A 14,082-nucleotide genomic window follows, 5' to 3' on the forward strand; every position below is an offset into this window, starting at 1 on the left:
GGCAAGTACAGGGCTTTTTAGTGCAGTTGTCTAAAAAGAGTAGGCATTATCCGGCAAGGCGGGAGGGGGGGCCAGACATGAAAATCCCACAGCCGCACCAGGCACGACTATGGGATCGATTTGCCGCAGGCCTTACTTGATGCGCTGACCCGGCTTGGCGCCGCTGTCAGGGCTGAGCAAGTAGATTTCTGTTCCGCCAGGGCCGGCGGCCATCACCATGCCTTCGGAGACGCCGAACTTCATTTTCCGTGGCTTGAGGTTGGCGATCATCATGGTCAGGCGGCCATTGAGCTTGGACGGATCCGGGTAGGCGCTCTTGATTCCCGAGAACACGTTGCGTTGCTCGTCACCGATGTCCAGGGTCAGGCGCAACAGCTTGTCGGCGCCTTCCACGTGTTCGGCCTTGACGATCAGCGCGACGCGCAAATCGACCGCCGCAAAGGTGTCGAACTCGATTTCCGGCGACAGCGGATCCTTGGCCAGTTCACCGTTGCCGGCAGGTACGGTTTCGCCAGTGTCGGTCTGGCTGGCGGTCAGGTCTTCTTTCGAAGCGTCGGTCATGGCTTGCACTTTGACCGGGTCGATACGGGTCATCAGCGGCTTGAACTCGTTCAACTGGTGGTTGGCGAGCAAGGTCGCGTGGTCGTTCCAGGTCAGCGGCGCGACGTTCAGGAACGCCTCGGCGTCAGCAGCCAGCAATGGCAGGACGGGTTTGAGGAAGATCACCAACTGGCGGAACAGGTTGACGCCGGTGGCGCAGATGGCCTGGACTTCATCCTGCTTGCCTTCCTGTTTGTTCAACGACCACGGAGCCTTGTCGGCGATCCAGGCGTTGGCGCGGTCGGCCAGGCCCATGATCTCGCGCATGGCGCGGGCGAAGTCGCGGGCTTCATAGGCGTCGGCGATGCCTGGCGCGGCGGCCAGGAAGGCTTCGGTCAGCTCGGGCGCGGCGTTGACGTCCACCATCACGCCGGCATTGCCTTTGTGGATGAAGCCGGCGCAACGGCTGGCGATATTGACGACTTTGCCCACCAGGTCGGAGTTGACCTTCTGCACGAAGTCTTCGAGGTTCAGGTCCAGATCGTCGACACCACGGCTCAACTTGGCCGCGTAGTAGTAGCGCAGGTATTCCGGCGACAGGTGATCCAGGTAAGTGCGGGCCTTGATGAACGTGCCGCGGGACTTGGACATTTTCTGGCCGTTGACGGTCAGGTAGCCGTGCACGTTGATCCCGGTCGGCTTGCGGTAGCCGGCGCCTTCGAGCATGGCTGGCCAGAACAGGGCGTGGAAATTGACGATGTCCTTGCCGATGAAGTGGTACAGCTCAGCGGTGGAGTCCTTGCCCCAGAACGCATCGAAGTCCAGCTCCGGCGTGCGGTTACACAGGTTCTTGAAGCTCGCCATGTAGCCGATCGGCGCATCCAGCCACACGTAGAAGTACTTGCCCGGCTCGTCGGGAATTTCGAAACCGAAGTACGGCGCATCGCGGGAGATGTCCCACTGTTGCAGGCCGGCGTCCAGCCATTCGGCAATCTTGTTGGCGACGGCGTCCTGCAGGGTGCCGCTGCGGGTCCAGGTTTGCAGCATTGCCTGGAAGTCCGGCAGCTTGAAGAAGAAGTGCTGGGAATCCTTGAGCACCGGAGTGGCACCGGAGATCGCCGACTTCGGATCTTTCAGGTCGGTTGGCGCGTAGGTCGCGCCGCATTTTTCGCAGTTGTCGCCGTACTGGTCTTCGGTGCCGCATTTCGGGCAGGTGCCCTTGATGAAGCGGTCGGCCAGGAACATTTTCTTTTCCGGGTCGAAATACTGGGTGATCGAGCGCGTGGCGATGTGCCCGGCGTCACGCAGCTTCAGGTAGATCTGGCTCGACAGCTCACGGTTTTCTTCGGCGTGAGTGGAGTGGAAGTTGTCGAAGTCCACCAGGAACTCGGCAAAGTCGGCGCTGTGTTCAGCCTGGACGTTGGCGATCAGTTGTTCCGGGGTGATGCCTTCTTTTTCCGCGCGCAGCATGATCGCCGAACCGTGGGCGTCGTCAGCGCAGACATAGATGCATTGATTGCCGCGGTGCTTCTGGAAGCGCACCCACATATCGGTCTGGATATATTCCAGCATATGGCCGAGGTGAATCGAACCATTGGCATAGGGCAGGGCGCTGGTGACGAGGATCTTGCGTGGCTCGGACATGGGGCTCGGCTACTTGATGAAACGGAGGTCGGCCACTATAAAGCGCTGGCGCATATTTTTCACCCCTGTGGCGAGGGGGCTTGCCCCCGTTGGGCTGCGGAGCGGCCCCTAAACCGGCGAATGTGGTGCATCAGACTCACCGCATTCTCCGGTTTTACGACTGCTACGCAGCCGAACGGGGGCAAGCCCCCTCGCCACAGCAACAAATGATCTGTAAGCATGCCGACTTGGGCGTGGAACAGGTACGATACCCGCTATCTTTTCCAGTCCTGTTTTCGGAGTTGCCCATGAGCGCCGTCAATCGCGCAGCGGTGGAAGCCGTCCTTCGCCAATACACCGACCCTTACCTGAACCAGGACCCGGTCAGCGCCGGGTGCGTGCGCAACATCGACATCCAGGGTGACCGCGTCAGCGTTCAGCTTGAACTGGGTTATGCCGCCGGTCTGTTCAAGAGTGGCTGGGCGCAGATGCTGGAAATGGCCATTCAAGGTCTGGATGGCGTGGCCAGTGCCCGAGTCGAGATCACCAGTGTGATCGCCGCGCACAAGGCCCAGGCGCAGATTCCGGGGCTGGCCAACGTCAAGAACGTGGTGGCCGTGGCGTCCGGCAAGGGCGGCGTGGGCAAATCCACCACGGCGGCCAACCTGGCCCTGGCCCTGGCCCGCGAAGGCGCCAAGGTCGGGATTCTTGATGCGGATATCTATGGCCCGAGCCAGGGCATCATGTTCGGCATCCCGGAGCGCACCCGTCCCGAGGTCAAGGATCAGAAATGGTTCGTGCCGCTCAAGTCCCATGGTGTCGAAGTGATGTCCATGGCGTTCCTCACTGATGACAACACGCCGATGGTCTGGCGTGGTCCGATGGTCTCCGGCGCCTTGCTGCAGCTGGTGACCCAAACCGCGTGGGGCGACCTGGACTACCTGGTCATCGACATGCCGCCAGGCACCGGTGACATCCAGCTGACCCTGGCGCAGAAAGTGCCGGTGGCCGGTGCAGTCATCGTGACCACCCCGCAGGACCTGGCATTGCTGGACGCGCGCAAGGGCGTGGAAATGTTCCGCAAGGTCAACATTCCGGTGCTGGGCGTGGTGGAGAACATGGCCGTGCACATCTGCTCCAACTGCGGGCATGCCGAGCATCTGTTCGGTGAGGGCGGTGGCGTGAAACTGGCCAACCAGTATGGCGTCGAGTTGCTGGCCTCGTTGCCGCTGTCGATGGTCATCCGCGAACAGGCCGATGGCGGCAAGCCAACGGTGATCGCCGAGCCTGACAGCCAGATCGCCATGGTCTACCAGGAACTGGCCCGCCATGTCGGTGCGCGGATTGTGTTGCAGGAAGCTTTGACGCCGGCGATGCCGAACATCAGCATCAGCGACGATTGATGTTCTGAAATGCAATCCCCTGTGGGAGCGGGCTTGCTCGCGAATGCGGTGTGTCATTCAACAGATGGTTGACTGATCTATCGCATTCGCGAGCAAGCCCGCTCCCACAGTTGTTTTGTGTCGGACCTTAGAGGCGCAACCCGCCATCCATTTCCAGAATCCGGCCGGTGTAGTAGTCGTTCTCGAAGATGTAAGCCGCCGAATGGGCGATCTCCTCCGGCTTGCCCATGCGCTTGAGCGGGATCCCGGAGGTCATCTTCTCCAGCGCTTCAGGCTTCATGCCCAGGGTCATTTCGGTTTCGATGAAGCCCGGTGCAATGCCGGCGACACGAATGCCGTAGCGCGCCAGTTCCTTGGCCCAGGTCACGGTCGCCGCCGCGACACCGGCCTTGGCGGCGGAGTAGTTGGTCTGACCGACGTTGCCGGCGCGGGAAATCGAGGAGATATTGATGATCGCGCCGGTGTTTTTCAACTCGACCATTTTCGCCGCGACTTCACGGGTACACAGGAACACGCCGGTCAGGTTGACGTCGATGACTGCCTGCCACTGGGCCAGGCTCATCTTGGTCATTTCGCCATCCTTGACCTTGAGCAGCAGGCCGTCGCGCAGAATCCCGGCATTGTTGATCAATCCATGGATCGCGCCGAAGTCTTCAGCGACCCGGGCAACCATGTGGGTCACTTGCTCTTCGTTGGCCACGTTGCACAGGTAGGCACGGGCTTCTACGCCGTTGGCCTTGCACGCCGCTACGGCGGCGTCGAGTTTTTCCTGGTTCAGGTCCACCAGCGCCAGTTTCGCGCCCTTGCTGGCGAGATACTCAGCCATGGAACGGCCTAAACCCTGGCAACCGCCAGTGATAATGATTACTTTGTCAGTGAGTTGCATTCGCATGCCCCCGGCAGCAGGTCTGAGTGGTTTCCTTGTAGAGAGCCTCTCGATCTGCGCCTGACGTGGTCCGGCTGCACATGAGAACTGCCCCGATGGCGTGCTGGAACTTTCACCAGCAGCTCGTCCGTTTTTATGACGGATTCTATTTAAGGAGTCATAAATTGAGCGTTGAAGCGGCTAAGCATGCACGAGAATTGCTTCTCAAGGAATACCGTGGGGTGCTCTCGACGCACTCCAAATCGATGCCCGGTTTTCCGTTCGGCTCCGTGGTTCCTTACTGTCTGGACGAGCTGGGCCGGCCGCTGATCCTGATCAGCCGCATCGCCCAGCACACTCATAATCTGCAAAAAGATCCGAAGTGCTCGCTTTTTGTCGGCGAGCGTGGCGCCGAAGATGTTCAAGCCGTTGGTCGGCTGACTTACCTGGCGCAAGCGCAGCAGCTCGAAGACGAGGCCGCCATCGAAGCCGCCTCCGAGCGTTATTACCGCTACTTCCCGGAGTCGCAGGGTTATCACAAGGCCCACGATTTCGATTTCTGGGTGCTCAAGCCAGTACGTCACCGTTACATCGGCGGTTTTGGGGCGATTCACTGGGTCAACGACCTGACTCTGGCCAACCCGTTCGCCGGCAAGGCTGAGGTGAGCATGGTCGAGCACATGAACGCCGATCACGCCAAGGCCATCGCCCATTACGTCGATTTGGCCGGGCTGCCGAAAAACGTGCCGGCGCAAATGGCCGGTATCGATGCCGAAGGCATGCACCTGCGGATCGGTCAAAGCCTGTATTGGTTGCCGTTTCAAGCGCCTTGTAATACGCCGACACAAGTCCGGGAAGCCTTGGTTTCTCTGGCCCACGCCGATCATTGGCCGAAAAATGAAGTGGCCGACGCTTGAATTCACGAAACGGCGACGTCATCTAAGGTGAACTGGCAAGGCATTCTTGCGTTGAGGAACCATTTGATGCGCCCTTTTTTGTTGCTCTTTCTGCTGTTCCCGGTGTTGGAGCTGTTCGTATTCGTCAAGGTGGCAGGGTCTATCGGGTTTTTCCCGGCCCTGCTGCTGATCATTCTCGGCTCGATGTTCGGCGTGTTCGTGCTGCGCATCGCCGGCCTGGCCACGGCCCTGCGTGCCCGTGAAAGCCTGAGCCGCGGTGAATTGCCGGCCCAGACCATGCTCGAAGGCCTGATGCTGGCATTGGCCGGTGGCCTGTTGATTCTTCCGGGTTTCATCAGCGATGTGGTCGGCCTGTTCATGCTGCTGCCGTTCAGTCGCCGTCTGCTGGCGGGTAAAATGCGCCAGCGTGCCGAAGAGCAGGCCATGCGTCAGCGAGCGTTCGCCGACGACCTGCAAGCACGCGGCGGTCCTGCCCCGCGCGAGCCACTGGGTCGTGAACCGACCGTGATCGAAGGCGAGTTCGAACATCGCGATACCAAGTAAAACGCACATCCACACGGCACCTTCGGGTGCCGTGTTCGTTTGCGGGGCATCGACCTGAAAATTTTTTCATCGCCGCCCTTGTAATCAGCTTATGCGCCCTTATGTAACGGTCACCGCAAGGTTTCTGGCGAACACGCCAGACAGACTTCCGCGGTTCGCTTGACGAGCCGCAACCGGCGCCGCCGGACTTTGTTAAACCCGCCGGGACTACACCGGCCGATGAAAACCACAATTAGGAGAGATCGACAATGAAGCTTCGTCCTCTGCATGACCGCGTCGTCATCCGTCGCAGCGAAGAAGAAAAGAAAACCGCTGGCGGTATCGTCCTGCCAGGTTCGGCTGCTGAAAAAGCCAACAGCGGCGAAATCCTCGCTGTAGGCACCGGCCGCGTACTGGAAAACGGTGAAGTGCGTGCACTGTCCGTAAAAGTGGGCGACAAGGTTGTGTTCGGTCCTTACTCCGGCAGCAACACTGTGAAAGTCGACGGCGAAGACCTGCTGGTAATGAGCGAGAACGAAATCCTCGCTGTTATCGAAGGCTGATACCCCCGTTCATTTTCCGCTACTACAAAGTATTTAAGGAATATCGATCATGGCTGCTAAAGAAGTTCTGTTTGGCGATTCCGCCCGCAAGAAAATGCTCAAAGGCGTCAACGTCCTGGCTGACGCGGTAAAAGCGACCCTGGGCCCGAAAGGCCGTAACGTGATCATCGAGAAGAGCTTCGGCGCTCCGACCATCACCAAGGACGGCGTTTCCGTCGCCAAAGAAATCGAACTGGAAGACCGTTTCGAAAACATGGGCGCGCAGCTGGTCAAAGACGTTGCCTCCCGTGCCAACGATGACGCTGGTGACGGTACTACCACCGCTACCGTTCTGGCTCAGTCGATCGTCAACGAAGGCCTGAAAGCCGTCGCTGCCGGCATGAACCCGATGGACCTCAAGCGCGGCATCGACAAGGCGACCATCGCCATCGTCAAAGAGCTGAAAAACCTGTCCAAGCCATGCGCTGACACCAAGGCCATCGCTCAGGTTGGTACCATCTCGGCCAACTCCGACAACTCCATCGGCGACATCATTGCCGAAGCCATGGAAAAAGTCGGTAAAGAAGGCGTGATCACCGTTGAAGAAGGCTCGGGCCTGGAAAACGAACTGTCGGTTGTTGAAGGCATGCAGTTCGACCGTGGTTACCTGTCCCCGTACTTCGTCAACAAGCCAGAGACCATGGTCGCTGAGCTGGACGGCCCGCTGATCCTGCTGGTCGACAAAAAGATCTCGAACATCCGCGAAATGCTGCCAGTGCTGGAAGCTGTTGCCAAAGCCGGCCGTCCACTGCTGATCGTGGCCGAAGACGTTGAAGGCGAAGCCCTGGCGACTCTGGTTGTGAACAACATGCGTGGCATCGTCAAAGTCGCAGCCGTCAAGGCTCCAGGCTTCGGCGACCGTCGCAAGGCCATGCTGCAGGACATCGCCGTTCTGACCGGCGGTACCGTTATCTCCGAAGAGATCGGCCTGAGCCTGGAAAGCGCAACCCTGGAAAACCTGGGCAGCGCCAAGCGCGTGACCCTGTCCAAGGAAAACACCATCATCGTTGACGGTGCTGGCGTACACGGCGACATCGAAGCACGCATCACTCAGATCCGTGCTCAGGTTGCCGAAACTTCCTCGGACTACGACCGTGAAAAACTGCAAGAGCGTCTGGCCAAGCTGTCCGGCGGCGTTGCAGTGATCAAGGTTGGCGCTGGTTCCGAAGTTGAAATGAAAGAGAAGAAAGCCCGCGTTGAAGACGCCCTGCACGCTACCCGTGCAGCCGTTGAAGAAGGCGTGGTACCTGGCGGTGGCGTTGCGCTGATCCGCGCTCTGCAAACCCTGAACGATCTGAAAGGCGACAACGCTGATCAGGACGTAGGTATCGCTGTTCTGCGCCGTGCCGTTGAAGCACCGCTGCGTCAGATCGCTGCCAACAGCGGTGACGAGCCAAGCGTTGTGGTCAACGAAGTCAAGAACGGTAAAGGTAACTTCGGTTACAACGCTGCGACTGGCGAATACGGCGACATGATCGAAATGGGTATCCTGGATCCGACCAAGGTCACCCGTTCCGCGCTGCAAGCTGCATCGTCGATCGGCGGTCTGATCCTGACCACCGAAGCCGCTGTTGCTGATGCACCGAAGAAAGACGGCGGTGCTGGCGGCGGTATGCCAGACATGGGCGGTATGGGCGGCATGGGCGGCATGATGTAAGCCAGCCTTACCCCTGTACGAAAAAACCCCGCCTGCGAAAGCCGGCGGGGTTTTTTATTGCCCGGACTTCAATGTTCACATCGATCCATTGTGGGAGCGGGCTTGCTCGCGAAGGCGGGGTGCCAGTCACCCATTTAGTTGTCTGAACCACCGCCTTCGCGAGCAAGCCCGCTCCCACAGGGAGTTGCGTAAATCCTGTGGGAGTGTGGCTTGCCCGCGATGGCGTCAGGTCAGGCGCTGACCGGTTCTGCATTTACCTCGCGATCAGCCTTCAAAGCCGGTCGATACAGAACGTAGTAATACGAGCCCAAGCAAATCAGCCAGCAGAACACCGCCGTCCACACGTTGTGCGAGAAGAAGTGCGCGCCCTGCATCATCCGCCCGATGGAGAACACCGAGCCGAGGGCGAAGGCAAAGACAAACGCTGCACGAGCCATGCGCGGGCGACGGTCACGCAATACGAAAAACAGGGCAAACAGAGTGAAGCCGGTGGCCGCATGGCCGCCGGGCCAGCAACGTCCCGGTTTATCAGTGTGCGGGCGAGGGCTCAACAGTTCGCTGTACGTTTCGTGACCGCCAAATTGCTCAAGGCTCCATGGGCATTGCACCGCGGTCACTGCTTTCATCGGCGTGACAAAGGAAGTCGCCAGGCCGAGGGACAGCACCAGGCAACCCAGTTCGCGCTTGAACGGTTTGAGCCTGGCCATGAAGAACGAAGCGATATAGCCGAAGATGGCGAACACCGAAAATGCAATGACGACCTGCTTGGCGCGGGTATGCAGGATGTTTTCCAGGAAGTAACTGTGCCGTCCGATGAAGTCACCCGCGACCGGGTCGTAGAACAGCTTGGCAAGGTCCATGTCCAGTGAGGTCAGTTCGAGCAACACCAGAATGATCGCCGCAACGGCGGGAACGCCCAGGCACACCCGGAAGTTGAGCGGGCGAGGGGCAGGGCGGACAGCGGTTGATGACATGGTGGATCCTGAACAAAGGAAAAAGCCCCGGGGCATCAGCCCGGGGCGATTTGGTTAACGTTCGCCGACTTGACCGGCACCCTCCTTGGGCGCCTTCCAGCCAAGCAGCTGTTGCTTGAAGCCATAACTGGCGGTTTGGTAATAGGTGATGGCGCGGGTGATCAGCGGGTCATCGGCGGTCGACCGGGACTCGCGACTTTCGGTCAGCGCTGCATCGTGACGACGCAATCCCTGGCGTGGGCTCAAAATCGCCAGGTCCTTGCCGTCGAACAAGCCCAGGTGCTGGTAGTTGCCGATTACTACGCGTGGCGGCAGCGGGTTGTCCTGCAACAGGTTACGGCCAAAGAACGTCGATTCATAATCAAGATTGAGCAACCCGAGCAACGTCGGCGCCAGGTCAATCTGGCTGGCCAATTGTGCAGTTTCCCGAGCTTCGATCAGCTTCGGTGCATAGATGAACAGCGGAATCTGATAGTTGGCGATAGGCAAGTCTTCCTTACCGGCGCTGCCTGCGGTGTGGTCGGCGACAAAGATGAAGATTGTATTGTCAAACCAGGGTTTTTGGCGCGCCTGATCGAGAAACTGACCGATGGCGTAGTCGGTGTATTTCACTGCGCCGTCACGGCCGTTGCCGGACTTGATGTCGATCCGGTTGTCCGGATAGGTATAGGGGCGGTGGTTGGACGTCGTCATCAACTGCAGCAGGAATGGCTGCTGCTTGGCATAGTCGATATCCGCCAGTTTCAGTGTCTGGTTGTAGAGATCCTCGTCAGCCATGCCCCAGGCATTCTTGAAGTGAATCTGCGACTCATCAACGCTGCTCTGGTCCACGACGCGGTAGCCGTTGCCGCTGAAGAACGCATTCATGTTGTCGAAGTAACCGCGGCCGCCATAAACAAACACGCTGTCGTAGCCCACGGCGTTGAGTTGCTGGCCAAGGCTGGCAAAGCCGCTTTCGCGACCCACGCGCTTGACGATCGAGCGACCGGGTGTCGGTGGAATCGCCAGGGTGATGGCTTCCAGGCCGCGGTCGGTGCGGGTGCCGGTGGCGTAGAAGTTATTGAAATACAGGCTCTGCTTGCGCAAGGCATCCAGGTTGGGGGTCAGGTTGCGGGTGTCGCCGTTGCTGCCCATGTACTTGGCGCTGAAGCTTTCAATGGTGACCAGCACGATGTTGGGCTTGCGCAGCGTGCCCGGGTTATCGATTTGCCGGCGGATGTCCTGCGGGTCCTGGCCAACGAAGCGGGCATTGGGCTCGGCAAGTTCGGCGCGAATCTGTTGGGCAACCACTGCCGCCGGCAAAGTGCTGTAGAACTGCGGGTAGTCCAGTTCGTTGTTACGGAACGCGGCGAAGAACTGGTAGGGACCATTGCTCGCCAGTTCGTTCTGATAGGCGTTGCCACCCTGGGCACGCGGGGCATCCTGGCTCAGCAACTGCAGGCTCAGGCTGGCGACGATCAACAAACCGAGTGCATTGAGCAGGCGGCCACGAAACGGCGGCAACGGCGCATCAAGTGCAGCGTTGAAAGCTTTACGCAATACAAGACTCAGGACCACGGACAGCACGGCGAGGATGCTCAGCAGCGTGCCGATCGGGTATGACTCCAGCAGGTTGTTCAGTACTTCATCGGAATACACCAGGTAGTCGACGGCAATGAAGTTGAAGCGAACGCCGAATTCATCCCAGAACAGCCACTCGGCCACTGAGGTGAACAGCATCGCGAACAGACTGACGGTCAGCAGACCTTGCAGAAACCAGCGGTGCCCACGACTGCGCCACAAGGCCGGCGGGCACAGCAACAGGTAGAGGCCCATGGGCAGCGCTGCGTAAGCGATAAAGCCCAGGTCGTAAAGCAGGCCGATGCCGAATACCGACAGGAAGCCGCTTCCGGCCTCATCCAGATGCGTGAGGAGCAGGACTGTTCGAGTCAGAAAAAATATTGCCAGCCAGGTGCCGCTGACCAGCAGCAAAAAGCGCATGGGGGCTGTCTTCAAATAGTCCATTTTCTATATTCCTTATTATCAATCGCGTGACAGTCTTCACCGACCGCTGTAGTCAGCGTGTGAATCGATAGTGAAAAACTTGTCAATCATACTTGTTGGTTGAGCGAATTGATTCATGGACAGCCTTCCCCTAGCCGTGGGCCACACTTGGCCTTAAGCTGCGCGGGCCACGACGGCCGTAACTGTGGACGGAGAGATACCCATGCGAATTCTATTGGTTGAAGACAACCGCGATATCCTGGCCAACCTGGCCGATTACCTGGGGCTCAAAGGCTATACCGTGGATTGCGCGCAGGATGGTCTGTCTGGCCTGCATCTGGCGGCCACCGAGCACTACGATTTGATCGTGCTCGATATCATGCTGCCCGGCATCGATGGCTACACCCTGTGCAAACGCCTGCGCGAGGATGCCCGCCGCGAAACGCCGGTGATCATGCTCACGGCCCGTGACCAACTGGATGACCGTCTGCAAGGCTTCAAGTCCGGCGCCGATGACTACCTGATCAAACCGTTCGCCCTGTCTGAGCTGGCGGCGCGTATCGAAGCGGTCATGCGCCGAACCCAGGGCGGCGGGCGGCGGACCCTGCAGGTCGGCGACCTGAGCTATGACCTCGACACCCTGGAAGTCACTCGTGAAGGCCGGTTGCTGAAACTCAACCCGGTCGGCCTGAAGTTGCTGGCCGTGTTGATGCAGAAAAGCCCTCATGTGCTGCGCCGTGAAATTCTTGAAGAGGCCCTGTGGGGCGATGACTGTCCGGACAGCGACAGCCTGCGCAGCCATGTCCACCAACTGCGCCAGGTAATCGACAAGCCGTTCGCCAAGCCATTGCTGCAAACCGTACACGGTGTGGGGTATCGCTTGGCCGAGGGCCGTGATGGAGTTTAAGCAGAGCCTTGCTCAACGAATCATCATTGCCTTTGCGCTGATGAGCGCACTGGTGGCGGGTGCCTTTGCCATGGGCATCGTGGCGACCGTGCACCTGGTGGAAGAGAAACTGATTTCCGCAGGCCTGGGCGGCGATTTGCAGCGCCTGTTGCTGATGGACAATGTCGCGAACTGGAGCCATCGCCCCGAACCGGACCAATTGTTTTACTTCAGTGGTGGACCGGGCGACTTCCAGTTGCCCAAGGATTTGCGCCACCTGGAGCCGGGTTTCCACGAAGTGTTCCGTGAAAACCTGTCGTACCACGCCATGGTCGAAATCGTCGACGGCCGACGTTACGTGTTGTTGCAGGACCAGAGCGACTTCGAAGAGCGTGAGCGGGTGCTGTTTGCCGTGGTGCTGGTGGGTTTCGTACTGAGCCTGGCGCTGGCGGTGTTTCTCGGCTGGGTCCTGGCACGCAAGGTTATGGCGCCAGTGGTGCGGCTGGCCCGCCAGGTGCGCCATCGCGATCAACTGCTCGGCCTGGCCCCCCCTTTGGCCCCGGACTATGCCGCCGACGAAGTGGGCGAGTTGGCCGTGGCCTTCGACGCCACCCTCGGGCGCTTGCGTCAGGCCTTGACCCGCGAGCGGTTGTTCACCAGCGACGTCAGCCACGAATTGCGTACCCCCCTGATGATATTGGCCAGTTCCTGCGAGTTGTTGCTGGAAAACCCCGGTATCGATCAGCGCGGCCGTGCCCAGGTCGAGCGCATCGCCCGGGCATGTGAAGAAATGCGTGAGCTGGTGCAAACCTTCCTGATGCTGGCCCGTGCCCAGCGCGAAGATGCCAGCATGTCGCCGCAGCAGTCCCTGGGCCAGGTGGCCGAGGACCTGCTCGGTCTGTGGCGCGAGCCCATTGAAAGCAAAGGGTTGAAGCTGATCTTCGAACCGGGCGAGCCTGAGGCCAAGGGCTACAATGCAACGCTGCTGCACGCGGTGATGGGGAACTTGCTGCGCAATGCCTTGCACTACACCGAACAGGGCTTCATCCGCCTGACCCTGACGGGCTCGGGTTTTCTGGTCGAAGACAGTGGTGTGGGCATTCCCGAGGAAAAACGCGAGGCGATGTTCGAACCATTCGTTCGGGGCAGCGAACAGCGCGGGGAGGGTTTGGGCCTGGGGCTTTCACTGGTGCAGCGGATCTGTGAAAACCAGGGCTGGAGCGTCAGCCTGACAACCATGGAACCGAATGGCTGCCGTTTTCAGGTGGAGTTGTCCCGAACGTGATCAGTTGAGTCAGGCGCCCGGCAGCCCCTGTCAATTATGTAAAACCCTGTAATACTTCAGGGCTTTCTACAATGAAATTTTCACATTCGGATCACCTGTCACCAACACCACGAAACCTAAGGTAGTTGCTATCAGAAGTTCAGGAGGCCTGGTGATGGATGGCCCGATCAAGCTCGATTTTTCCGAAAAATACGACGATCAACACGCGCAACGCTATTTGCGCAACCATCAGGATGGTTTCGAACGTCGATTGTCCCATTGGCGTGACGAGCAACTGGCGCGCAAGGCACTGGCCCTGGCTGGCGAACCTGGCCTGGTCCTCGACTTGCCGTGCGGTGCGGGGCGTTTCTGGCCCTTGCTGGCGGAAAAAGCCAACCGCGTGATCATCGGTGCCGATAACTCGGAGTCCATGCTGAAGATCGCAACCCGGGCGCAACCGGCCGACGTGGTGAAACGGGTACAACCCTTGCACACTTCTGTATTCGACATTGCCTTGCCAAACAACGCTGTCGACAGCATTTTTTGCATGCGCTTGCTCCACCACATCGGTGAAGCCGAGCATCGCATGGCTATTTTGCGCGAGTTCGAGCGTGTTTCCCGTGACAGCGTGATCCTGTCGCTGTGGGTCGATGGCAACTTCAAGGCCTGGAAACGCAAGCGTTCGCAGAGAACCCAAGGGCAGAAAGGTTACCAAAACCGGTTTGTGTTACCGGTCGCTACCGTAGAAAAAGAATTTGAGCAGGCGGGTTTCCGCATCCAGGAACAACTGGACTTTTTGCCGCTCTATGCGATGTGGCGAGTTTACGTATTACGCAAGAGGTAACA

The 14,082-nt window shown here is 59.2% G+C and carries 12 protein-coding genes; 8 read left to right on the plus strand and 4 right to left on the minus strand.

The genetic code is table 11. The annotated features are described in order from the left end of the window. Positions 1-132 precede the first annotated feature (132 nt). Positions 133-2,184, minus strand: coding sequence for a methionine--tRNA ligase (metG, locus tag ABIA48_RS20325; RefSeq protein WP_429490889.1), 2,052 nt, complete (start codon positions 2,182-2,184; stop codon positions 133-135). A 287-nt stretch (positions 2,185-2,471) separates the two neighbouring features. On the opposite strand from metG, the gene apbC reads away from it, so the two are divergent. After that, on the plus strand, positions 2,472-3,566 hold the full coding sequence (apbC, locus tag ABIA48_RS20330) for an iron-sulfur cluster carrier protein ApbC (RefSeq protein ID WP_007985851.1): 1,095 nt from the start codon (positions 2,472-2,474) through the stop codon (positions 3,564-3,566). A gap of 127 nt (positions 3,567-3,693) precedes the next feature. Here apbC and ABIA48_RS20335 read toward each other — a convergent pair whose 3' ends face one another. After that, the gene (locus tag ABIA48_RS20335) at positions 3,694-4,452 is read right to left on the minus strand and encodes an SDR family oxidoreductase (protein ID WP_429490890.1); all 759 of its coding nucleotides are present in this window, start codon (positions 4,450-4,452) and stop codon (positions 3,694-3,696) included. A 164-nt stretch (positions 4,453-4,616) separates the two neighbouring features. On the opposite strand from ABIA48_RS20335, the gene ABIA48_RS20340 reads away from it, so the two are divergent. The 4 genes from ABIA48_RS20340 to groL all read left to right on the plus strand — a co-directional run bounded on the left by ABIA48_RS20340 (position 4,617) and on the right by groL (position 8,129). Next, positions 4,617-5,348 carry a HugZ family protein gene (locus ABIA48_RS20340; protein WP_007985849.1) on the plus strand — a complete coding sequence of 244 codons (732 nt, stop codon included), beginning with the start codon at positions 4,617-4,619 and terminating at the stop codon, positions 5,346-5,348. Positions 5,349-5,414: 66 nt separating this feature from the next. Next, positions 5,415-5,891, plus strand: coding sequence for an FxsA family protein (locus tag ABIA48_RS20345; RefSeq protein ID WP_007985848.1), 477 nt, complete (start codon positions 5,415-5,417; stop codon positions 5,889-5,891). 248 nt (positions 5,892-6,139) lie between these two features. Continuing rightward, positions 6,140-6,433 (plus strand): co-chaperone GroES, encoded by a 294-nt coding sequence (locus tag ABIA48_RS20350; protein WP_007985847.1) that lies wholly within the window; start codon positions 6,140-6,142, stop codon positions 6,431-6,433. Positions 6,434-6,482: 49 nt separating this feature from the next. Then, on the plus strand, positions 6,483-8,129 hold the full coding sequence (groL, locus tag ABIA48_RS20355; protein ID WP_007985845.1) for a chaperonin GroEL: 1,647 nt from the start codon (positions 6,483-6,485) through the stop codon (positions 8,127-8,129). 230 nt (positions 8,130-8,359) lie between these two features. Here the strand turns inward: groL and ABIA48_RS20360 are convergent, their stop codons facing one another. Further along, the gene (locus ABIA48_RS20360) at positions 8,360-9,103 is read right to left on the minus strand and encodes a phosphatase PAP2 family protein (protein ID WP_429490893.1); all 744 of its coding nucleotides are present in this window, start codon (positions 9,101-9,103) and stop codon (positions 8,360-8,362) included. A 54-nt stretch (positions 9,104-9,157) separates the two neighbouring features. Next, the gene (locus ABIA48_RS20365) at positions 9,158-11,107 is read right to left on the minus strand and encodes an LTA synthase family protein (protein ID WP_429490895.1); all 1,950 of its coding nucleotides are present in this window, start codon (positions 11,105-11,107) and stop codon (positions 9,158-9,160) included. A 202-nt stretch (positions 11,108-11,309) separates the two neighbouring features. Between ABIA48_RS20365 and colR the strand changes: the two genes are divergently transcribed. From colR to ABIA48_RS20380, 3 genes are all read left to right on the plus strand, one after another. Next, the gene (gene colR / locus ABIA48_RS20370) at positions 11,310-11,993 is read left to right on the plus strand and encodes a two-component system response regulator ColR (protein ID WP_007985839.1); all 684 of its coding nucleotides are present in this window, start codon (positions 11,310-11,312) and stop codon (positions 11,991-11,993) included. Then, on the plus strand, positions 11,983-13,257 hold the full coding sequence (locus tag ABIA48_RS20375) for a sensor histidine kinase (protein WP_429490897.1): 1,275 nt from the start codon (positions 11,983-11,985) through the stop codon (positions 13,255-13,257). The genes colR and ABIA48_RS20375 overlap by 11 nt, the downstream gene beginning before the upstream one ends. A gap of 154 nt (positions 13,258-13,411) precedes the next feature. Further along, positions 13,412-14,080: a class I SAM-dependent methyltransferase gene (locus ABIA48_RS20380; RefSeq protein WP_429490899.1), complete on the plus strand. Its 669-nt coding sequence runs from the start codon at positions 13,412-13,414 to the stop codon at positions 14,078-14,080. Positions 14,081-14,082 lie beyond the last annotated feature (2 nt).

Origin of the sequence: Pseudomonas sp. S30_BP2TU TE3576 (genome assembly GCF_050436025.1) — a bacterium.
GTDB lineage: Bacteria > Pseudomonadota > Gammaproteobacteria > Pseudomonadales > Pseudomonadaceae > Aquipseudomonas.

Excerpts from the sequence above, each read along its gene's own strand:
- metG (WP_429490889.1), bottom strand. The coding sequence starts at position 2,184 with ATGTCCGAGCCACGCAAGATCCTCGTCACCAGCGCCCTGCCCTATGCC.
- apbC (WP_007985851.1), top strand. The coding sequence starts at position 2,472 with ATGAGCGCCGTCAATCGCGCAGCGGTGGAAGCCGTCCTTCGCCAATAC.
- ABIA48_RS20335 (WP_429490890.1), bottom strand. The coding sequence starts at position 4,452 with ATGCAACTCACTGACAAAGTAATCATTATCACTGGCGGTTGCCAGGGT.
- ABIA48_RS20345 (WP_007985848.1), top strand. The coding sequence starts at position 5,415 with ATGCGCCCTTTTTTGTTGCTCTTTCTGCTGTTCCCGGTGTTGGAGCTG.
- ABIA48_RS20350 (WP_007985847.1), top strand. The coding sequence starts at position 6,140 with ATGAAGCTTCGTCCTCTGCATGACCGCGTCGTCATCCGTCGCAGCGAA.
- groL (WP_007985845.1), top strand. The coding sequence starts at position 6,483 with ATGGCTGCTAAAGAAGTTCTGTTTGGCGATTCCGCCCGCAAGAAAATG.
- ABIA48_RS20360 (WP_429490893.1), bottom strand. The coding sequence starts at position 9,103 with ATGTCATCAACCGCTGTCCGCCCTGCCCCTCGCCCGCTCAACTTCCGG.
- ABIA48_RS20365 (WP_429490895.1), bottom strand. The coding sequence starts at position 11,107 with ATGGACTATTTGAAGACAGCCCCCATGCGCTTTTTGCTGCTGGTCAGC.
- colR (WP_007985839.1), top strand. The coding sequence starts at position 11,310 with ATGCGAATTCTATTGGTTGAAGACAACCGCGATATCCTGGCCAACCTG.
- ABIA48_RS20375 (WP_429490897.1), top strand. The coding sequence starts at position 11,983 with ATGGAGTTTAAGCAGAGCCTTGCTCAACGAATCATCATTGCCTTTGCG.
- ABIA48_RS20380 (WP_429490899.1), top strand. The coding sequence starts at position 13,412 with ATGGATGGCCCGATCAAGCTCGATTTTTCCGAAAAATACGACGATCAA.